This window comes from Pseudomonas sp. NIBRBAC000502773 (assembly GCF_006517195.1).
Lineage (GTDB): Bacteria > Pseudomonadota > Gammaproteobacteria > Pseudomonadales > Pseudomonadaceae > Aquipseudomonas > Aquipseudomonas marginalis.
In genome coordinates, this window is record NZ_CP041189.1 from 2,138,203 (window position 1) to 2,159,137 (window position 20,935).

Consider the following 20,935-nt stretch of genomic DNA (forward strand, 5'->3'; position numbering starts at 1 on the left):
CGATATTTTTATTATGTTTTTTGAAGCACCCTGCGCTCCCCGTAGCAGCTACGGGAGTTCCAGGTTCAGTCCTTCAGGTGCAGCACAAAGGATTCGTACGGGCGCAAAGTCACCGTGGCCGTGCGTTGCGGGCAGTCGTGATAGTTGCTGATCAGCAGGCGTTGCTCGGTCGCGGCGCCGATCACGTCGCCAGGCAGTTGGATCTCACAGGGCTGGCCGTAGAAGTTGTTCAGCACCAGCAGGCGCTCACCGTGGCCTTCGCGCAGGTACGCCCAGACCTGCAAATGGTCTTGCAGCAGTTGGCGGTAAACCCCCTCTTGAATCAGCGGTTCGTGGCGGCGCAGAGCGATCAGTGCGCGGTAGTGATGCAGCACGGAGTCGGGATCGTCGAGCTGGTGTTCAACGTTGATCTGCGCGGCATTCGCCGGGAGGCCGATCCAGGGCTCGCCGGTGCTGAAACCCGCATTCGGCTGCGCGTTCCACTGCATCGGCGTACGGCCGTTGTCGCGGGACTTCTGCATGATCGCCGCCATGCTCGCCGCTTCGGATTCACCGGCATCGCGCTTGAGGCGGAAGATGTTCAGGGTCTCCACATCGCGGTACTGATCGATGCTGTCGAAGCCCGGATTGGTCATGCCCAGTTCTTCGCCCTGGTACACGAACGGCGTGCCCTGGAGGAAGTGCAGCGCGGTGGCGAGCATCTTGGCCGAGACCACACGATGCTCACCGTCGTCACCAAACCGCGAGACCACCCGGGGTTGATCGTGGTTACACCAGAACAGCGCATTCCAGCCGCCACCGGCCTGCATGCCCAGTTGCCAGTCGGAGAGGATCTGCTTGAGTTGCAGGAAGTCGAAGTCGGCCCTCACCCACTTCTGCAGGTTCGGGTAATCGACTTTCAGGTGATGAAAGTTGAAGGTCATCGACAGCTCTTTCGACTCTGGCCGCGAGTAGCGAATGCAATGCTCAAGGCTGGTGGACGACATCTCGCCGACGTTGATCAGGTCATGGCCTTCAAAGACTTCGCGGTGCATCTCCTGCAGGTATTCATGCACGTTCGGGCCGTCGGTGTAGAAGCGGCGGCCGTCGCTGTTGTCTTCGGGGAAATCGGCGGGCTTGGAGATCAGGTTGATCACGTCCAGGCGGAAACCGCCCACGCCCTTGTCACGCCAGAAGCGCATCAGCTTGAACACCTCGGCACGCACCTGGGGGTTGTCCCAATTGAGGTCGGCCTGGGTGTGGTCGAACAGGTGCAGGAAGTACTGGCCGGTTTGCGCCTCGTATTCCCAGGCCGACCCGCCGAACTTGGATTCCCAGTTGTTCGGCTGGTCGCGCCAGATGTAGAAGTCGCGGTAGGGGTTGTCGAGGCTGCTGCGCGCCTGCTGGAACCACTCATGCTCGATGGAGGTGTGGTTGACCACAATGTCGAGCATCAGCTTGATGCCACGCTTGGCCGCTTCGCTGATCAACAGGTCGCAGTCGGCCATGGTCCCGTAGCTGGGGTCGATGGCGTAGTAGTCGCTGATGTCGTAGCCGTTGTCCCGTTGCGGCGAGCGCAGGAACGGGGTGATCCACAGGCAATCCACGCCCAGCCATTGGAGGTAGTCGAGTTTGTCCACGATGCCCAGCAGGTCACCGGTGGCGTTACCCGCGTGGCTGTGGAAGCTCTTGGGGTAGATCTGGTAGATCACCGAGTGTTGCCAGTCTTGCATGGTGGGTTCCTTCAGTAGAATTGTGAGCGCGGTCAAATGTGGGAGGGGGCTTGCCCCCGATAGCGGCCGATCAGGCGACGCGATAACCCGGCCGAACAATCTTCATGCTCAACGCACAGGTCAGAACAAACGGCACCACCATCGCGACCACCATCCCAATCACAAACATCGGAATGGCACTCGGCACGATCGAAATAAACCCAGGCAAGCCACCCACCCCGATTGCCGAGGCCTGCACCTTGTTCAGCGACAGGAAAATGCTGCCCAGCGCCGAGCCCACCAGGGCCGCATAAAACGGAAACTTGAAGCGCAGGTTCACCCCGAACATTGCCGGTTCCGTGATGCCGAAGTAGGCGGAAATCGCCGAGGTCGAAGCCATGCTTTTATCCCGCGCATTGCGGGTGGTGTAGAACACCGCGAGCGCGGCGCTGCCCTGGGCCAGGTTGGACATCACGATCATCGGCCAGATAAAGGTTCCGCCCTGGGTGGAGATCAATTGCAGGTCCACGGCGAGGAACATGTGGTGCATGCCGGTGATCACCAGCGGCGCGTATAGCAGGCCGAAAATCGCTCCGCCGACCATCGGCGCCAGGTCAAACAGGGTGACCACGCCTTCGGTGATCAGGATGCCGAGGTGACGGGTCACCGGGCCGATGATCGCCAACGCCAGCACGCCGGTGACGACGATGGTGGTGATCGGCACGACCAGCAATTGAATGGCGTTGGGCACGCGAGCGCGCAGCCATTTCTCGATGACGCTCATCACATACGCCGCCATCAGGATCGGCAGGATCTGCCCCTGGTAGCCGACTTTCTCGATCTTGAACCAACCGAAAATATCGAAGTACGGCAGGCTCTGGCCGTCGAGCCCGGCGACCGCCTTGCCGTAGTTCCAGGCATTGAGCAGATCGGGATGCACCAGCATCAGGCCGAGCACTATGCCGAGGATTTCACTGCCGCCAAAGCGCTTGGCCGCCGACCAGCCCACCAACGCCGGCAGGAACACGAACGAGGTGTTGGCCATCAGGTTGATCAGGCTCCACAGGCCATCCAGGTTCGGATACGCCTCCAGCAGCGTCTGGCCCTCGATGAACATGCCCTTGGCGCCCATCAGGTTGTTCACGCCCATCAGCAGGCCGGCGATGATCAGCGCAGGCAGGATCGGCATGAACACATCGGAGAACACCCGCACCAGGCGCTGCATGGCGTTGGTCTTGTCGGCGCCCTTCTTCTTCACATCGGCGATGGTGGCGGCGGCGAGGCCGGTCTGTTCGCGCAGGGCGGCGTAGACCTTTTCCACTTCGCCGGGGCCGATCACCACCTGGAACAAACCGCCGGTGAAGAACGAGCCCTTGACCAGATCGACCTGATTCAACGCGCTGCCGTTGACCAGGCTCGGGTCCTTGAGCGCCAGGCGCAGGCGGGTCACGCAGTGGGCAGCTTGCTCAAGGTTGTCGCTGCCCCCGAGGTGCTCGAGGATCTCGCGGGCAATGTTGGAATAGTCGTGGCTCATGCTTGGTTTCCACTTTGATTTTTTTATTTGGGGGGCAGTCATTGGCAGCACGCCGAAGGCAAAAGTACTCGTACAGACGAGTTAAAGCAACAACTCGTCTGTACGAGTTTGATTTTGTTTACTCCCTGTAGGACACCGCTGCGCTGCAAGCCGCAGAAATCCTTGGGTCTAATGGACAAACCGCCGCTCTGCCTCTAAGGTTCCTGCCTTGAACGCCAACGCGGCACAGAGCCCTACCCATGAGCAAATACAACCAGATCTATACCGATCTGCTTGCCAGCATCACCACCGAACGCCTGCAACGCGGCACGCGCCTGCCCTCCGAAACCGAATTGATGGACAGCTACCAGGCCAGCCGAGGCACCGTGCGTCGCGCCATCGAGCAACTGCAGGAACGTGGGTTTGCGCAAAAGATCCACGGCAAGGGCACCTTCGTGCTCTCGCCCAACCCGATTGAGTTCCAACTCGGCGGCATCGTCAGCTTCCACGAAACCCACGCCGACCTGGGCGATGACGTACGCACCGAAGTGGTCGAATTCACCCAGCTCCCCCTGGAAGGCCCGCTGTTGCAACACATCGAGGCCGAACCCGGCAGCCTCATCACACGCATCAAACGGGTACGGCGCATCGGCGGCAAACGGGTGATCCTCGACATCAACCACTTCGTCGCCGACCTGATCCCCGGCCTGGACCAGGCGATTGCCGAACAGTCGATCTACGCCTTCATCGAGCAGACCCTGCAACTGCAGATCAGCTACGCCCAGCGCACCATCGAAGCCCTGCCCCGCAGCAAGGACGACCAGACCCACCTGGACCTCGAAGGTCAGAGCCATGTGATCGTGGTGAGCAACCAGACGTTTTTGCAGGACGGGCGACAGTTCGAGTACACCGAGTCGCGGCATACGTTGGATAAGTTTTACTTCTCCGATATCGCCAGGCGCTAACTATCTACCCAACGCCCGTCTAAACGGCTTGGCATGCTCGGCTCTTCCCCCTTAAGGAGAGCAGCATGCCGCTTGCCGACACCTCCCCCGCCGCTCAGCAACAACTCAGGGCCCTGGCGCCCATCGTGCTGGATGCGTGCCCGAACATGCAGAGGATGGCCATCGAGGCCGCCCGCGAGATTCTCGCAAAACACGGTCTGGCGAACCTGGATCCTGATCACGTGTACTGGCACCGCTTCAACGGCGGTATCGGTGATCCGGCGACGTTTACGGGCTGGAGCCACAACGAAAAACCCCAGGCGTCGATGACGCTGACGCAGTTGGTCATTCACCGCTTCGAGGTCCATGACCAGGACAATGCCGACCTGCTCGACGGGGATGGTGGCTTTTATCGCGAGGGTGCCGAGGCGCGGCTATTCGATCAGCATAACGAAGTGCCGCTGTCCGCCAGCGCGGTGCTCAAGGACTTCTGGGCGATCAATTTCAGCGATCGCTACACCACGCGCATGGATGCATTCTGGCGCGCTCACTTCGAAGATTTTCGCACCCTGGCCAAGGTCAACTGCCTGGCCGAGGCCCTGCAAGCACAACAGGCCGGGCATCTCAGCAAGTCGCAGTTGCAGACGGTGATTCGAGCCCTGGCCAGCAATCTGTGCTGGCCTCCAACCCTGTCCAACCTGCAAGCCAAGGCCCCTTCAGTCGGCGGACTGCGTGTGGCGGCGCTGGATATTGGTGGACATACCGCCACGGATATCCTGCGCATCGTCGACGGCGATGGCCGGCAAATTCTCTACGTTCCGGGTGAGTCCCAGGCCTTCCACTGTTTCGAGACCGCAGCTGACCTGCATTTCTGGCTGCTGAACCAGACCAGCCACCCGGATAATCGCGCACGCTTCATGGCTCACTTTCCACTGTCGGCCCAGGTGCAGCAGGACGACACCGATGCCGTGACGTGGAAACAGATGCTGCTCACCCCCGTGCTGATCTATCGCACCGCCCAAGCCCTGGCGGGTACCCTGCCGCCGGACTGGGTGGACAAGGGCCTGTCCCACCAACTCGACCAGTTGTTTGTCGACTGGGGCACCTGGGACCACCGCCTGATCAATCAAGCCGACCAGACCATCGAGGACGATGCCTTTACCTGGCTGGCGCAATCGAGTCAGACGCGCATGCGCAATGACGCGGATTTTTCCCTGCGCAGCAATGGCGACCTGCGCAAGAAACTCTGGATCGGCTACCTGAACGCCTTTGGCAAAACCTTCGGCCCGATGGCCGTGGTCGGCTGGCCGGTAGCGTTGGTGGTGGTGGGGGCCAGTGCGGCAAATCTTGGCCTGAACATCGACCAGGCCATCAACGGCAAGACCCCGGCCGAACGCCACGCCGGGGAGCTGGGCGCGGTATTCAGTGCCATCGATACGCTGTTTAACCTGGCACTGTTGAAAGCCGACGGGGTCATGCCCGATATCGCCGAAGCAGCCGACACCCTCGCAACGGAGCCCATTGAGCTGACGCCGCCCACAGCGCCCACCAGCGCACCGTCGGTGCCTGAGCCTGCGGTACCTGCCACCTACCAGGCCAACCTGATACTGGAAGGAGAGCACCTGGATACCGCCCCCGGAAAATTCCAGCAGGTCTATCGCCTGCGGACCTCCGACGGCATGCCTCAGCAAGCCATCCTGATGAACGATCAAGCCTATTACGTGCGCTACGAAGCCGACCCCAACGGTCGTGGACATTGGGCGATTGTCGACCCGAACAACCCCCATGGCTTTTCCGGCGCGCTGCCGGTGCGCCTGAACGAACTCAACGAATGGGAACCTGTGCCCCACAGCAACGGTTTGAAAGGCGGCGGGGGAAACTCCAGCAAAAGCGCCCGGAGGCCGACCCCCTCGCAGGTCCCGCCACCGCCACAAGCGATGACCACGCCACCCCACTCACTGCGCAGGGTGACCAGCCCCTTCGATACCCCGCCATCCACCCGCCCGGAAGTGAAACGCTGGGCAATGGGCCTCAATGAAACCCATGTTCACAGCCGCTTCGGCCGCATTGACCGCTTCACCTACTACTTCGGCGAAACGCAGCGCAAACTGCTGCAATCAGCACAAGACTTCTACAAGGAACTGTCCTGGACCCGCCTGCCACCTCGTCCGGACATCCCCGCCTTTGAACCGACAACGGCCTTCGAAGAAGTCCTCGAACGCCTGCCCGAAGACCTACCGGGCTACGTCATCGGCGAAACCCTTGACCGCATCACCAGCACCCGCCTGGTGATCAACAACATGCCGCTCTTCGCGCGCAAGGGCGTGAAAACCTTGTATGTGCGGCGCCTGCTCAACGACTTCGCCCAGGATGATCTGAACCACTACTTCCAGACCGGCGAGATGCCGGAGGACCTGGAAAGCTACCTTGGCAAGCTGGGCACCGATCCATCCGGGCAGTTCAACGAACTGGAACTGGTCAAGACCGCCAGGGCCAATGGCATACGCGTGCAGGCTATCGACTGCGCAGCCCATTACAAATACCCCACCCCTATCGCCGATCTTTCAGAGCAGGTGATGAGCAATTACCTCGCCCACATCCTTGTTCAAGCCGACAGAGCGCTGAACGGCGGCGGTAAATGGCTGGTACTGACCGGCGCCAGAAACATCAACACCTTCAATGGATTCGCCGGTCTCAGTGAACTGGAAGGAGGTATCGGTCTGCGTATAGAAGAGGTCTTTCCGGGGCAAGGCAACGAGGTGCGTATCGACCCCGGCATCGCCATTGATCGCGACAGCGCCCCCAGTCATGAAAGCATCGGTGACAGCTTCGACACCTTGCATGCCGACCTACGCGTACAAGTGGAAGCGCCGCCGGTGCACAGGACATTGGAGCAACAGCAGAGGCTGCTGTTTCGCAAGGGCATGTACCTGATCGACGAAAACCAGGGCAACTACACCCTGCGGCACCACAGCAGAGACAGGGGCATCGTTGCGACCCCCATCAATCGGCTGGCCGACGGCAGCTTTTACATCGACCGCCCGGCCTGGGCAGGCGTGCATGACATACGGTTCCCCACGCTGGAACAGCTGTCCAGCGCCCTCACCAATATGGGCATGAGTCTGCAAAGTCGGCTTCCTGCCTGACAGGTAATAAAAAACCTGGCCGAGGCCAGGTTTTTTACTCACTCTAGCGGAGGGTGTCGATGCCCCCGCCATCAGACTCAGACTTTGCCTTTCCTATGAATAAACACTTTCCCTGTCGTCGGACATTGGCCTGCCTCTATAAAGCCTGGATGGTGATGGTCAGTGCGCTTCTCATCGCCTGCCAATCACCGCGCGAGGCACTGCAACAACTGGCTGAAGAGCATGGACGACAATTGGAAGTCCTGCCGGGACACGCCTTCCCCCTCTTCATACTTGCACCGCGCACGGCAGAAAAGATGACTCGCCTGCGTGTTTACCTGGAAGGCGATGGCCATTCCTGGGCGACCGCCACTCAACCCAGCCTGGATCCGAGCCCGCACAATCTGTTAGTGCCACGGCTGGCAGTCGATGATCCGACACCGAATGCGTACCTGGCACGCCCCTGCCAGTTCGTCATGACCGCAGCCTGTCAGCCAGCACTCTGGACCAACCGACGATTTTCCCAGGAAGTGGTCACCCGCCTCAGCCAGGCGTTGGACCAACTAAAACAGCGATATGGCAATAGTGAGTTCGAACTGGTGGGGTATTCAGGTGGTGCCGCTCTCGCATTATTGTTAGCGGCGCAGCGCAATGATGTTACCCAGGTGCAGACCCTTGCTGGCAATCTCAGTCCACGCCTGTGGGCGACGATGAAAGGGCTGTCGCCGCTCGACGGTTCACTGGATCCGCTGGACTATCGTAATCGACTCGCCTTATTACCCCAGCGTCATTTCATCGGAGAAGCTGACCTGATCATTCCCGGTAAGCTAGCTGATAAGTACCAACAGGCGCTTGACTCCCCCCTCTCCCAATACGTTCCTGTACCAGGAGCAAACCACGACAGTGGGTGGGAAGCGACTTGGAGCCAATGGGTCAAAACTCCGTTGGCACATGAGAATCCTCAGATTGAGGGCGGGAAGGTCCGTTTAAAAACATCCGAATCCCCTTCCCCTTAGTACCTGACCCGCACGCGACTGTAATAGCGACTCTAACGTTCCGATTATTGCTGAATGTTCCCGTAAAACTTCAAAAAACAACTGGGACGTCGCATCTTTTAGCTTTTTGTTCGGCATTAATTATTTTTATGATGAATTGTCCTACAGGGATCATGTAAATTCGAGCGCGCTTGAATCAGCACTCACTGACAAGCTGGCAGGGATGCCTAAAAACTGACGCTGACGCGTGCGTTATTCCCTGTCAGTTTCTGCCCTGTAAGGATACTGCCTTGAACATTTCCCACCTGCGCCGCTCGTTGTTGGCGCTGTCCGTCGCGGCTGCCACGGCCCATGCTGCACCCGCACCCGACCTTAACTACGACCTGAGCACAGGGGCATACAGCAGCTCCGATGAGGTTTTCAATAACGCCACCTTCACCGGGACGTCGCAAAACGCAGGCGTAAATCTGATGAATGTGACCCTGGCGGGCAACTTGGTCAACCAGGGCAAAATCAACCTGACGGCTGCGACCCCCACCGACTTCCCGTCCGGTATCGCCATGACCCTCAATTCCAACGTCGGTGGCGACTTGGTAAATAATGGCGACATTACGGTGAGCGGCAACGCCGCCGTCGGGCTGGACCTGTATCTGGCAAAGATCGCTGGTGAAGTGAACAACAACGGCAACATCACTGTGACTGGCACAAATGTCGAAGGCATGCTGATCACCTCGACCCAGGCGCGCATCAATAACTCGGGCACTATCACCGCGCGTGGCATCGACTCTGTGGGTATCGACATCGAGAAAGCACGCTTTACCGGTCAGATGGCAGGCGCTCCCTTCAAGAGTGATATCAACAACAGCGGGACTATCTCCGCTGACGGGGTCGGTATCCGCTTTCGCAGCCTCGACACCTCCGGCGGTTTCGACATGCTCTCCATCAGGCAGACAGGTGGCCTCATCGAAGGCGGCACCGCAGCCATTCTGGCGGACGACAATGCCTCCCCTTCGTATTTCTACTGGCAGGGTGGTCAGGTCAAGGGTGACCTGCTGGGCCTGAGTGGTGTGCTGGTGCGAGGGGACGCGATGTTCGATGGCTCGACCATCCGCGCCGGTTACGTCGATATCGACGGTGGCCGCCTGACTCTGCTTCGCCCGCAGACCACGATTGTGGGCGACCTCGACATGGACAGCGACACTGCGCGCCTGCGCCTGCTGCTGGATAACAACACGCAGCCCAACACGCCGATCCTGAAAGTCACCGGCAATACCTTCTTCTCTCCAGGCAGCCAGGTCGAACTGCAGGCTCGCTCCGACGACTTCCGCACGTCGGCCCAGGGCACCCGCTACACCCTCATCAACTCCGGCACTTGGGAAGACCCGCAGAACCTGTCCGTGGTTTCCTCCTCAGCGCTGCTTGAAGTGAGGAACTTCGGCATCGAAGGCCAGGACGTGAAAGCACTGGTTGCCACCCGCAGTGATGAGGTGATCACACAAGACCTGCTGGGTGCCCGTGGTTCGCGCAATGCGGTGAACGCCATCACGCCGCTCAAGAACACGGCCCTGGGCCAGATGGACGAAAGCGACCCGGTATTCCAGCGTTTCGCCAACGCCGCCACCAGTGAAGAGCTGGCCAAGCTTGCCGAAACCCTGGCCCCGGACGTCAGCCGTGGGGCGGTCAACGCCGCCACCAACAGCCAGAACCTGGTCGCAAGTGCCATCAACCGCCGCGCCAGCAAAGCACGTAGCGGTCTGTCCTCCGGTGACGTCCTGGCAGAACAAGGCGTATGGCTGCAAGCGCTGTCCAGCGATGCCAACCAGGACAGCCGCCACGGTGTCGACGGCTACGACGCCAACACCAACGGCATCGCCGTGGGTGCCGACGGCAAACTCAACACCGATACCACCGTGGGCTTGGCTTACAGCTACCTGACCAGCGACGTCAAATCCGACCTGGGCAACAAAACCGACGTCAGCGGCCATGCACTGACCCTGTATGGCAACTGGGCCCGTGACAACTTCTTCGTCGACACCTCGCTGATGTATGGCTGGAACGACAACGAGTCCAAACGCTACATCGCCGGCACCCGCGCCAAGGCCGACTACGACAGTGAGATCTTCGGCGTCAACGCACTGGCAGGCTACACGTTCCAGCTCGACAAGCAGTGGCTGCTGGAACCACAGGTCGGTGCGCGCTATGCCAACGTATCGATTGATTCGTACCGTGAAAAAGGCAGCTCAGCCGCCCTCAACGTCGGCAGCCAGCGTTATGAAATCGGCGAAATGGGCCTGGGCGCTCGCCTGGCGGCCGCCTTTGACGTAGGCGTGGGCAGCCTGGAACCGGAAGCCAAGCTGATGGCCTGGCACGATTTCATCGGCGACAAGGCCGGTACCACCTCCACCTTCGTGCTCGGCGGCACCCCGTTCACCACCACCGGTGCGACACCCGCGCGCGACAGCTACGAGCTGGGACTGGGCGCGAACTACCGCGTGGGCGCGTGGAGCGTGGGAGGGATGTACAACTACCTGACCAGCAGCGGTTTCGACGCCGACACCTTCACTGCGAACGTGCGTTACGACTTCTGATTAACGTGTTCGTCTGAAACAACAAAGCCCGCCAATGCGGGCTTTGTTGTTTCAGACGAGACCCGCACCACGCACCATGAACCGAGCCATTGATGACGTGGAAAAATCGCAGCCACCTGGTTTTTTACCTATGAATCAGGTGGTTGCGGATCAGCCTTACTCCCACTCAATCGTCGCCGGCGGCTTGCTCGACACGTCATAAGTAACGCGCGAAATACCTTCGATCTCATTGATGATACGGCCGCTGACGGTTTCCAGCAGTTCGTACGGCAGGTGTGCCCAACGGGCGGTCATGAAGTCGATGGTTTCTACCGCACGCAGGGCCACGACCCAGGCGTAACGACGGCCATCGCCTACAACGCCTACGGACTTAACCGGCTGGAACACCACGAACGCCTGGCTGACCTTGTGGTACCAGTCGGCCTTGCGCAGTTCTTCGATGAAGATGTGGTCGGCACGACGCAGCAGGTCGGCGTATTCCTTCTTCACTTCACCGAGGATGCGCACGCCCAGGCCCGGGCCTGGGAATGGGTGGCGGTAGACCATGTCGTACGGCAGGCCGAGTTCCAGGCCCAGACGACGGACTTCGTCCTTGAACAGTTCGCGCAGCGGTTCTACCAGCTTGAGGTTCATTTCCTCAGGCAGGCCACCCACATTGTGGTGGGACTTGATCACGTGGGCCTTGCCGCTCTTGGCGCCGGCCGACTCGATCACGTCGGGGTAGATGGTGCCCTGGGCGAGGTACTTGATGTTGTCCAGCTTGTTGGACTGGGCATCGAACACGTCGATGAAAGTGCGGCCGATGATCTTGCGCTTCTTCTCCGGGTCGGACTCGCCGGCCAGGTTGTTCAAGAACTGCTCTTCGGCGTTGGCGCGGATCACCTTGACGCCCATGTTCTCGGCGAACATGGCCATTACCTGCTCGCCTTCGTGCAGGCGCAGCAGGCCGTTGTCGACGAACACGCAGGTCAGTTGGTCGCCGATGGCCTTGTGCAGCAGCGCAGCAACCACGGAGGAGTCAACGCCGCCGGACAGGCCGAGCAGCACGTTGTCGGTGCCGACCTGGGCGCGTACGTTGGCGATGGCGTCTTCAGCGATTTTCGACGGGGTCCACAGGGCTTCACACTCGCAGATGTCGAGGATGAAGCGCGACAGGATGCGCCCGCCTTGCTTGGTGTGGGTCACTTCCGGGTGGAACTGCACGCCGTAGTAGCGACGCTCGTCACTGAACATGCCAGCGATCGGGCAGCTCGGGGTGCTGGCCAGGATGTGGAAGTCTTCCGGCATCCTGGTGACCTTGTCACCGTGGCTCATCCACACGTCGAGGCCGAACAGGCCATCGGCGTCGATGTGGTCTTCGATGCCGTCCAGCAGGCGGCTCTTGCCGACCACGTCGACACGGGCATAACCGAATTCACGCAGCTCGGAACCTTCAACCTTGCCGCCCAGTTGCTCGGCCATGGTCTGCATGCCGTAGCAGATACCAAAGACAGGAACACCCAGGTCGAACACGGCTTGCGGGCAACGCGGGCTGTTGGCTTCGTGCACGGACTCGGGGCCACCGGCGAGGATGACGCCTTTCGGTGCGAATTCGCGGATCGCTTCGTCATCCATGTCGAACGGGTGCAGTTCGCAATACACGCCGATTTCACGCACGCGGCGGGCGATCAGCTGGGTGTACTGGGAACCGAAGTCGAGGATCAGGATGCGGTGGGCGTGAATGTCGAGGGCCATGAAGTCAGTCTCGTCTAATGAATCAGAAACAACTCGGGGCTGAAAGAACAGCCCCGGTTACTTAACGTTTTGCTGGAAGCCTCAACCTACGCGGTAGTTTGGCGCTTCCTTGGTGATCTGCACGTCGTGGACATGGGATTCAGCCATGCCGGCGCCGGTGATCCGTACGAACTCTGGCTTGGTGCGCATTTCTTCGATGTCGGCGCTGCCGGTGTAGCCCATCGAGGAGCGCAGGCCGCCCATCAGTTGATGGATGATGGCGCTCAGGGTGCCCTTGTACGGCACACGGCCTTCGATGCCTTCCGGTACGAGCTTCTCGGCGCCTGCCGAAGAGTCCTGGAAGTAACGGTCGGAAGAGCCTTGCGCCTGGGACATGGCGCCCAGCGAACCCATGCCGCGGTAAGCCTTGTAGGAACGGCCCTGGAACAGTTCGATCTCGCCCGGTGCTTCTTCGGTACCGGCGAACATCGAGCCCATCATCACGCAGGAAGCACCGGCAACGATGGCCTTGGACAAGTCACCGGAGAAACGGATGCCGCCGTCGGCGATCAACGGTACGCCAGTGCCTTCAAGGGCAGCGGCGACGTTGGCGATGGCGCTGATTTGCGGCACGCCCACACCGGCAACGATACGCGTGGTGCAGATCGAGCCAGGGCCGATACCGACCTTGACCGCATCGGCACCGGCTTCGGCCAGGGCCTTGGCGGCCGCGCCGGTGGCAATGTTGCCGCCGATCACCTGCACCTCAGGGAAGTTCTGCTTGACCCAACGCACGCGGTCGATCACGCCTTTGGAGTGACCGTGGGCAGTGTCGACCACTACCACGTCAACACCGGCCGCCACCAAGGCCGAAACGCGATCACCGGTGTCTTTGCCGGTACCGACCGCAGCGCCGACGCGCAGACGACCTTGGTCATCCTTGCTGGCCAGCGGGTAAGCCTTGGCTTTTTCGATGTCGTTGACGGTCATCATGCCCTTGAGGGCGAATTTGTCGTCGACGATCAGCACGCGCTCGATACGGTGCTTGTGCAGCAGTTCGCGCACGTCGTTCTTGTCGGCGCCTTCCTTGACAGTCACGAGGCGCTCTTTAGGCGTCATCACTTCGCGGACGGTGACTTCCAGACGGTTCTCGAAACGCACGTCACGGGAGGTGACGATACCGACCAGGTCGCCATCGTGCAGTACCGGAACGCCGGAGATGTTGTGCAGGCGAGTCAGGTCGAACAGGTCACGTACGGTAGCGTCGGCTTCGATGGTGATCGGATCCTTCACCACACCGGCTTCGTAACGCTTGACCTTGCGCACTTCGGCAGCTTGCTGCTCGATGGTCATGTTCTTGTGGATGATGCCGATGCCGCCTTCCTGAGCCATGGCGATTGCCAAACGGGCTTCGGTGACGGTGTCCATGGCAGCGGAAACCAGGGGAATATTCAGCTCGATGCCACGGGTTAGGCGGGTCTTGAGACTGACTTCGTTAGGAAGCACCTCGGAATAACCGGGCACTAGGAGAATGTCGTCGAATGTCAGAGCTTCTTGGCTGATACGCAGCATCGCGGGGGCTCCCGAGCGGGAAAATGGAAGCGCGCCATTATACTCAGACACCCCCCAGGTCTCAATGTAAAACTCTGACATATTTGGGAATAGTGATAGAAGGACTACAGCTCGACTTTGACCCAGCTGATCTTCTGGTCCAGCCAATCGGCGAATTCGTCGATAAAGCTCTGCTTGAACCCCGCCTCCGCCCAGTTGTTGAAGATGAATCCCAGGTTGGAAAACCCGCACGCCTGCAGGAACAGGAAACCGTTGATGTCATCTTCATGCCCACACAGCGGGCAGGTGAAGTTGTCGGTGTGGCCGGGCATCCAGTCTTCCAGGCTTTCGAACAGCGCCTCGCCGACTTCCTTGAGGCATTCCGGGCAGCCGGCTTCTTCGAGAAAGCCCTTGGCCGGGGTATAGATGCAGCGCTTGTAGATGATCTCCAGGCCATTGATCGGCTCGTTGAACGGCAGCGCCTCGGGGTGCAGCACCACGGCGCGGGCGCCGTCGGCCAGGGCATAGGCCATGCGGTTGCCGGTGCGGCCACAGGTGGTCAGTTCTTCCTTGATGATGTTCTTGCGCACCAGCCACCGCACGATCGCCCGGGCGCGGGGTTCGTGGACGGGCAAGGTGGAGATTTTCGGGACAAGGATGCTTTGGGAATTCATGGGAGACCTGCGGCGTGGCTTCTGGCCTCATCGCGGACAAGCCCGCGATGAGGCTCGGGAGGACGGCAGCTTAATCCCTGAAGAAATCAGGTCAAGTGCTCAAGTACCGCCCAATCAACGCAATGCCACTGGCCAGCACCAACCACGTCACCAGCCGGACGAAGGCCTCACGGGACATGCGCATGGTCAGCCTGCGCCCACACCACAGCCCCAGAGCCATCGCCGGCAGCAGGCACAGCGCCAACATCAGCAGCGGCCAGTCAGCATACACCCCGGCGATCAGGAACAGGCTCAAGCGCACCACCGTGCTGCAACTGATCAACGCGCTTTGGGTGGCGCGCGCCGCGTCCTTGGGCAAGCGGCTGTTGAGGTAGATTGCATATAAAAAGCCACCACTGCCGAACAACGCACCGAACAACCCGCCTACGGTGCCCATGGGGATCGACCACCCTGCCGCCAACTGCGTTGGCCGCGCTTTCACCGCCAGGCTGTAGATCGCATAGGCGCTGATGAACAGCCCCATCAACAACAGCAACAGCTCCGAATGCAGGTTGAGCAGAAACACCACGCCCAGGGTGCAACCGATGGCCATGCACGGCAGCAGGCGCAGCAACTCAGCCTTGTTCACGTCACGCCGCGTTTGCAGCAGGCCGCCGAAGGCAGCGACGAAATCCAGCAGCACCAACAGCGGGATGATCTTCGACAGTGGCATAAACACAAGTAGGATCGGCCCCGCCACCAGCGCCGTACCGAAGCCAGCGATGCCAAATACGATATAGGCCACGACGATGCCCAGGCCGATCACCAGCCAATCCACACCACCAAATGACCACTGACTCATCAGCTCAACCGGGCTCATGGGGAATTCCTTATTGAAGATGACCATCACTTTAGCCATCGGTGAGGGATGCGACTAATATCTTCAAAGCCCTCCACCCATCTCGAAAAGGCATGACGTGTGATCTCCACCCGCCAACTGCGTTACTTCGTCGAAATCGCCGACAGCGGCAGCTTCAGTGCGGCCGCCGAACGTTTGTTCGTGGCGCAATCGGCCCTGAGCCGGCAGATCAAGGAGCTGGAAAACCAACTGCAAACCCCGCTGTTCGAACGCACCGCGCGCCAGCCGCGGCTGACTGCCGCCGGTGAAGCCTTCTATCCACGGGCGCGCAACCTGCTGAGCGAATTGCTCAAGGCCAGCGAGATGGCGACCCAAGTGGGCAATGGCGAATTGGGCACGCTGCGCCTCAGCCATTCGAGCACCGTGCCGATGAGCGGGCCTTTACTGCAAGGCATCAGCACCTGGCTGGAGCGCGGCCCTGGGGTGTCGATGGATATCGGCAAACTGTCCTCCGAAGCGCAGTTGGAAGAAATCGCCGACGGTCGCCTGGAAGTCGGGGTGCTGCGTTTACCCGTGCTGCGCCAGCGCGAAGGTGTACGGGTCATGCCTTTATACAGCGAACCCCTGCTGCTGGCCGTGCCTGTGAGTCATGCGCTGGCACGCAGCCAGGCGCCCATCGAACTGGAGCAACTGAAAGACCAGGCGTTTATCTCGATCCCCCATCCCCAGCGTGGCGGCCTGAGTTATCTGTCGGCCGAACTGTGCATGCGTGCGGGATTTTTCCCCAAGGCCGCGCGAGTGATGTCACGCAAGACCACCCAGTTACAGTTGATCCAGGCCGGTTTCGGTATAGCCTTGCTGCCAAAGTCCATGCAGGACATCGCCCCCGCCAACGTGCACTTTTTGCCCCTGGCCGACCCGGACTGCCTGAGCACCGTCGCCCTGGCCTGCCAGCAGTCACCGAGCGCGTTGGTGGAGCAGTTCTGTCAAACCCTGCGCGAATGCCTATAAACTGCCGCCCATGATTAAAGATCCCTTTGCCCGCTTGGGCCTGGACCGCGAAGTCCTGACTGTCAGCCAGCTCAACGGCCGCGCGCGGGTGTTGCTGGAAGACGTATTCACCAATATCTGGGTCGAAGGCGAGATCTCCAACCTCGCCCGCCCGGCCTCCGGCCATGTGTACTTCACGCTCAAGGACAGCGGCGCCCAGGTGCGCTGCGCACTGTTCCGCAATAACGCTGCGCGGGTTCGCCAGGCGTTGAAGGATGGCCTGGCGGTGAAGGTGCGCGGCAAGGTCTCGCTGTTCGAGGGCCGTGGCGACTACCAGTTGATCCTCGATACCGTGGAGCCGGCCGGTGATGGTGCGTTGCGCCTGGCCTTCGATGCCCTGAAGGAAAAACTCAGCGCCGAGGGCCTGTTCAGTGCCGAACGCAAGGTGCCGCTGCCGGCGCACCCTCGGCGTATTGGCATTATCAGCTCGCCGACCGGTGCGGTGATACGCGACATCATCAGCGTGTTCCGCCGTCGAGCGCCGAACGTTGAACTGACCTTGATCCCGACGGCCGTGCAAGGCCGCGAAGCGATCCCGCAGATTGTACGTGCGTTGAAACTCGCCGACGCCCGCGGCTTTGACGCGTTGATCCTGGCGCGTGGAGGCGGTTCGCTGGAAGACCTCTGGTGCTTCAACGAAGAAGCCGTGGCGCGGGCGGTGGATGCTTGCGTGACGCCAATCGTCAGTGCCGTCGGCCATGAAACCGATGTGTCGATCAGCGACTTCGTAGCGGACGTGCGCGCCCCCACCCCCTCCGCCGCCGCTGAACTGCTGGCGCCGGACGCCAGCCACCTGGTGCGCCAGGTGGAGAACCTGCACCGCCGCCTGGTGATGCTGATGCGCAATCGCCTGGCCCACGACCGTCTGCGCCTGGAAGGCATGGCCCGGCGCCTGCGGCACCCCGGCGAACGTCTGCGCCAGCAGGCCCAGCGCCTGGATGATCTGGATATGCGCCTGCGCCGCGCCTTCGAGCGCAGCCTCAATACCCGCCGCGAACGCCTGATCCGCCTGGAAACCCGTCTCGCCGGCCAGCATCCGGGGCGCCAGTTGGCCCTGCTGCGCCAGCGCCTGGACAGCCTTGCCGAACGCCTGCCCCGCGCCATGCGCGAAGGCCTCAAGGCGCGTCGCCTGCAACTGCAAAGCCAGGTGCAGACGTTGCAGGTGGTCAGCCCGCTGGCAACCTTGGGCCGTGGCTACAGCATTTTGCTCGACGAGCGTGGCCAGGCCATCCGCAACGCCGCACAGACCCACACCGGCCAACGCCTCACCGCGCGCCTCGGTGAAGGCCAATTGCAGGTGCGGGTGGAAGATAACCACCTGACCCCCGTCACCCTTTCGTTATTGGATTGATTGATGCCACGTTTCTTTAGTGTGTTGTTGCTGCTATGCCTCGCCGTTAACGCTCATGCCGACAGCTATATCAGCCGTACCTTGAACAAGCCGGTGCCCGGCGGCGTTGCGGTGGTTGAACTCGGCCCTTCGGCTACCGCGCTGAAAGCCACGTACCAGGGCAAACCCGTGCTGGTGGTGAAGGAGCAGGACAACTGGCTGGCGATTGTCGGCATCCCGCTGACGGTCAAACCGGGCAACGAGCGTATCAGCAGCGGCGGGCGCAGCCTGCCGTTTATCGTTGGTTACAAGAAGTACCCGGAACAGCGCATCACCCTGAAGAACAAAAGCCAGGTCAACCCGGCCCCAGCGCAACTCAAGCGCATCGAGGCGGAACTGGCGGTACAGATCAAGGCCTATCGCAGCTTCAGCCCCAACCTGCCAAGCAATCTGGTGCTGGATAAGCCGGTGAACGGGCCGCTGTCGAGCAAGTTCGGTGTGCGTCGCTTCTTCAACGGTGAAGAACGCAACCCGCATTCGGGCCTGGATTTCGCCGTACCCGCAGGCACGCCGATCAAGACTCCGGCGAACGGCAAGGTGATTCTGGTCGGTAACTACTTCTTCAACGGCAATACCGTGTTTGTCGACCACGGCCAGGGCTTTATCAGCATGTTCTGCCACATGTCGAAGATCGATGTAAAAGTCGGCGATCAACTGGTGCGCGGTACGGTGGTGGGCAAGGTCGGCGCAACCGGCCGCGCCACCGGACCGCATATGCACTGGAATGTGAGCCTGAACGATGCGCGGGTCGACCCGGCGATTTTCATCGGGGCGTTCCAACCGTGAATGAAGCGATTGCGCGCACGATTACGGTCGCGCAATTTAATCTAGCCCCGGCGCAATTCACAACCATAAAATCCCGTTTCTTACGCAGATAAAAGAACTTCTCTCAATTTTTAGCGACTGCTTGCCATCTTTCACCCCGGCGGTTAGGGTTGAGCTTATGAAAACCTCTCACACCCTCATTCAGCTCCGCCAGCACCGCAGCCTGTGCCTTGTCAGCGCACGACTGCCAGGCTGAATCGATCTGCCTCGTCTTTACGTTTTATCCCTAAAAACAGTTCTACGGCAGGCCGCCTTTTCTCGGCCCCTACAACAAAGGATTTCCCGATGAGCATGCTCAAAGACCCGTCTTCGAAGTACCGCGCGTTTCCGACCATCGACATCCCGGATCGCACCTGGCCGTCCAAAACCATCACCACCGCGCCGATCTGGTGCAGCTCCGACCTGCGTGATGGCAACCAGTCGCTGATCGAGCCGATGGACGCGGTGAAAAAGCTGCGCTTCTGGAAGACCCTGGTCGCGGTCGGCGTGAAGGAAATCGAGGCTTCGTTCCCGGCCGCATCGCAAACCGACTTCGACTTCGTGCGTACACTGATCGAAGACAATCATATCCCCGAGGACACCACCATCCAGGTGCTGACCCAGGGCCGTGAAGACTTGATCGCACGCACCTTCGAATCCCTGCGCGGCGCCAAAAAGGCCATCGTGCACCTGTACAACGCCACCTCGCCGTCGTTCCGCCGCATCGTGTTCAACCAGGACAAGGACGGCATCAAGGCCATCGCGGTCAACGCGGCCAAGCTGTTCGTCAAGTACGCTGCCCAGCAGCCGGAAACCCAGTGGACTTTCGAGTACTCGCCGGAGACCTTCAGCGCTACCGAGCTGGAGTTTGCCAAGGAAGTCTGTGATGCGGTGATCGAGGTCTGGAACCCGACGCCTGAGCACAAGATGATCCTCAACCTGCCGGCCACCGTCGAGTGCGCCACGCCGAACATCTATGCCGACCAGATCGAGTGGTTCGGTCGCCATATCAACCGTCGCGACAGCGTGATCATCAGCCTGCACACCCACAACGACCGCGGCACCGGCGTAGCCGCCACCGAGCTGGGCCTGATGGCTGGCGCCGACCGTGTCGAGGGTTGCCTGTTCGGTAACGGCGAGCGTACCGGTAACGTCGACCTCGTCACCGTGGCCTTGAACATGTACACCCAGGGCCTCGACCCGCAGCTGGACTTCTCCGACATCGACGGCGTACGCAAAGTCGTCGAGGAGTGCAACCAGATCCAGGTTCACCCCCGTCATCCGTACGTCGGCGATCTGGTGCACACCGCTTTCTCCGGTTCTCACCAGGACGCGATCCGCAAAGGCTTCTCCCAGCAGAAAGAGGATGCGCTGTGGGAAGTGCCGTACTTGCCGATCGATCCGGCCGATATCGGTCGCAGCTACGAGGCGGTGATTCGGGTGAACAGCCAGTCGGGCAAAGGCGGCATCGCCTACCTGCTGGAGCAGGAATACGACATCAGCTTGCCACGCCGCATGCAGATCGAGTTCAGCCAGGTTGTCCAGGCCGAAACCGACCGTGTGGGCCTGGAGATGACCGCACCGCAGATCTACGCCTTGCTGCAGCGTGAATACCTGCAGGCCAACACCCCGTACGCGCTGGTCAGCCATCGCCTGCAGGAAGAAAACGGCAACAGCTTTGTCGAAGTGGAAGTCTCGGGCAAGGGCCAAGGCGAAACCAACCTGCACTGGAAAGGCAAGGGCAACGGCGCACTGGAAGCGCTGGTGGCCGGCCTGCCGATTGGGGTGGAGATCATGGACTACAACGAACATGCCATCGGCGCGGGCACCAACGCCAAGGCTGCGGCCTATATCGAACTGCGTGTGAACGGTGAACGCCCGGTGCATGGCGTGGGTATTGATGAAAACATCACCACGGCGAGCTTCAAGGCACTGTTCAGTGCGCTGAACCGCTCGTTGAGCCAGCAGGAAGCGAAAGCGGCGTAACCTTCGCCGTCATACAGAAGGCCCCTGGGTGAGCACCCAGGGGCCTTTTTTATTGAGTTTCAGATTTGGGTTG

The 20,935-nt window shown here is 60.6% G+C and carries 14 protein-coding genes; 8 read left to right on the forward strand and 6 right to left on the reverse strand.

Annotation, left to right across the window (positions count from 1 at the left end; translation table 11 throughout):
* Window positions 1–65: 65 nt before the first annotated feature.
* Together treC and treP are read right to left on the reverse strand one after the other, a co-directional pair.
* A complete protein-coding gene (gene treC, locus NIBR502773_RS09815; RefSeq protein WP_141155941.1) occupies window positions 66–1,712 on the reverse strand; it encodes an alpha,alpha-phosphotrehalase in 1,647 nt (548 codons plus the stop codon).
* Window positions 1,713–1,782: 70 nt separating this feature from the next.
* Window positions 1,783–3,225 (reverse strand): PTS system trehalose-specific EIIBC component, encoded by a 1,443-nt coding sequence (treP, locus tag NIBR502773_RS09820; protein WP_141155942.1) that lies wholly within the window; start codon window positions 3,223–3,225, stop codon window positions 1,783–1,785.
* Window positions 3,226–3,464: 239 nt separating this feature from the next.
* Here treP and treR point away from each other — a divergent pair, with 239 nt between their 5' ends.
* From treR to NIBR502773_RS09840, 4 genes are all read left to right on the forward strand, one after another.
* Complete coding sequence (gene treR, locus NIBR502773_RS09825; protein ID WP_027605432.1) at window positions 3,465–4,169, forward strand: trehalose operon repressor; 705 nt, start codon at window positions 3,465–3,467, stop codon at window positions 4,167–4,169.
* A 65-nt stretch (window positions 4,170–4,234) separates the two neighbouring features.
* Window positions 4,235–7,294: a membrane-targeted effector domain-containing toxin gene (locus tag NIBR502773_RS09830; protein WP_141155943.1), complete on the forward strand. Its 3,060-nt coding sequence runs from the start codon at window positions 4,235–4,237 to the stop codon at window positions 7,292–7,294.
* A gap of 155 nt (window positions 7,295–7,449) precedes the next feature.
* On the forward strand, window positions 7,450–8,289 hold the full coding sequence (locus tag NIBR502773_RS09835) for an alpha/beta hydrolase (protein ID WP_141157835.1): 840 nt from the start codon (window positions 7,450–7,452) through the stop codon (window positions 8,287–8,289).
* 269 nt (window positions 8,290–8,558) lie between these two features.
* Entirely contained in the window at window positions 8,559–10,856 is a 2,298-nt protein-coding gene (locus NIBR502773_RS09840) for an autotransporter outer membrane beta-barrel domain-containing protein (RefSeq protein WP_141155944.1), read from the forward strand.
* A gap of 156 nt (window positions 10,857–11,012) precedes the next feature.
* Here NIBR502773_RS09840 and guaA read toward each other — a convergent pair whose 3' ends face one another.
* From guaA to NIBR502773_RS09860, 4 genes are all read right to left on the reverse strand, one after another.
* Complete coding sequence (guaA, locus tag NIBR502773_RS09845; protein WP_027605430.1) at window positions 11,013–12,590, reverse strand: glutamine-hydrolyzing GMP synthase; 1,578 nt, start codon at window positions 12,588–12,590, stop codon at window positions 11,013–11,015.
* A gap of 81 nt (window positions 12,591–12,671) precedes the next feature.
* Window positions 12,672–14,141 carry an IMP dehydrogenase gene (gene guaB, locus NIBR502773_RS09850; RefSeq protein WP_010207937.1) on the reverse strand — a complete coding sequence of 490 codons (1,470 nt, stop codon included), beginning with the start codon at window positions 14,139–14,141 and terminating at the stop codon, window positions 12,672–12,674.
* 104 nt (window positions 14,142–14,245) lie between these two features.
* The gene (locus NIBR502773_RS09855; RefSeq protein ID WP_141155945.1) at window positions 14,246–14,794 is read right to left on the reverse strand and encodes a sugar ABC transporter ATPase; all 549 of its coding nucleotides are present in this window, start codon (window positions 14,792–14,794) and stop codon (window positions 14,246–14,248) included.
* A 91-nt stretch (window positions 14,795–14,885) separates the two neighbouring features.
* Window positions 14,886–15,653 (reverse strand): sulfite exporter TauE/SafE family protein, encoded by a 768-nt coding sequence (locus NIBR502773_RS09860; protein WP_141155946.1) that lies wholly within the window; start codon window positions 15,651–15,653, stop codon window positions 14,886–14,888.
* Between the two features lie 99 nt (window positions 15,654–15,752).
* On the opposite strand from NIBR502773_RS09860, the gene NIBR502773_RS09865 reads away from it, so the two are divergent.
* The 4 genes from NIBR502773_RS09865 (at window position 15,753) to leuA (ending at window position 20,862) form a co-directional block, all read left to right on the forward strand.
* Window positions 15,753–16,643: a LysR family transcriptional regulator gene (locus NIBR502773_RS09865; protein WP_141155947.1), complete on the forward strand. Its 891-nt coding sequence runs from the start codon at window positions 15,753–15,755 to the stop codon at window positions 16,641–16,643.
* Window positions 16,644–16,653: 10 nt separating this feature from the next.
* Complete coding sequence (gene xseA / locus NIBR502773_RS09870) at window positions 16,654–18,033, forward strand: exodeoxyribonuclease VII large subunit (protein WP_141155948.1); 1,380 nt, start codon at window positions 16,654–16,656, stop codon at window positions 18,031–18,033.
* 3 nt (window positions 18,034–18,036) lie between these two features.
* On the forward strand, window positions 18,037–18,858 hold the full coding sequence (locus NIBR502773_RS09875; protein ID WP_141155949.1) for a M23 family metallopeptidase: 822 nt from the start codon (window positions 18,037–18,039) through the stop codon (window positions 18,856–18,858).
* Window positions 18,859–19,182: 324 nt separating this feature from the next.
* Window positions 19,183–20,862, forward strand: a complete 1,680-nt coding sequence (gene leuA, locus NIBR502773_RS09885; RefSeq protein WP_027605424.1) for a 2-isopropylmalate synthase — start codon at window positions 19,183–19,185, stop codon at window positions 20,860–20,862.
* Window positions 20,863–20,935 lie beyond the last annotated feature (73 nt).

Excerpts from the sequence above, each read along its gene's own strand:
- NIBR502773_RS09860 (WP_141155946.1), bottom strand. The coding sequence starts at position 15,653 with ATGAGCCCGGTTGAGCTGATGAGTCAGTGGTCATTTGGTGGTGTGGAT.
- leuA (WP_027605424.1), top strand. The coding sequence starts at position 19,183 with ATGAGCATGCTCAAAGACCCGTCTTCGAAGTACCGCGCGTTTCCGACC.
- NIBR502773_RS09835 (WP_141157835.1), top strand. The coding sequence starts at position 7,450 with ATGGTCAGTGCGCTTCTCATCGCCTGCCAATCACCGCGCGAGGCACTG.
- NIBR502773_RS09875 (WP_141155949.1), top strand. The coding sequence starts at position 18,037 with ATGCCACGTTTCTTTAGTGTGTTGTTGCTGCTATGCCTCGCCGTTAAC.
- treC (WP_141155941.1), bottom strand. The coding sequence starts at position 1,712 with ATGCAAGACTGGCAACACTCGGTGATCTACCAGATCTACCCCAAGAGC.
- xseA (WP_141155948.1), top strand. The coding sequence starts at position 16,654 with ATGATTAAAGATCCCTTTGCCCGCTTGGGCCTGGACCGCGAAGTCCTG.
- guaB (WP_010207937.1), bottom strand. The coding sequence starts at position 14,141 with ATGCTGCGTATCAGCCAAGAAGCTCTGACATTCGACGACATTCTCCTA.
- treP (WP_141155942.1), bottom strand. The coding sequence starts at position 3,225 with ATGAGCCACGACTATTCCAACATTGCCCGCGAGATCCTCGAGCACCTC.
- NIBR502773_RS09855 (WP_141155945.1), bottom strand. The coding sequence starts at position 14,794 with ATGAATTCCCAAAGCATCCTTGTCCCGAAAATCTCCACCTTGCCCGTC.
- NIBR502773_RS09830 (WP_141155943.1), top strand. The coding sequence starts at position 4,235 with ATGCCGCTTGCCGACACCTCCCCCGCCGCTCAGCAACAACTCAGGGCC.
- treR (WP_027605432.1), top strand. The coding sequence starts at position 3,465 with ATGAGCAAATACAACCAGATCTATACCGATCTGCTTGCCAGCATCACC.
- guaA (WP_027605430.1), bottom strand. The coding sequence starts at position 12,590 with ATGGCCCTCGACATTCACGCCCACCGCATCCTGATCCTCGACTTCGGT.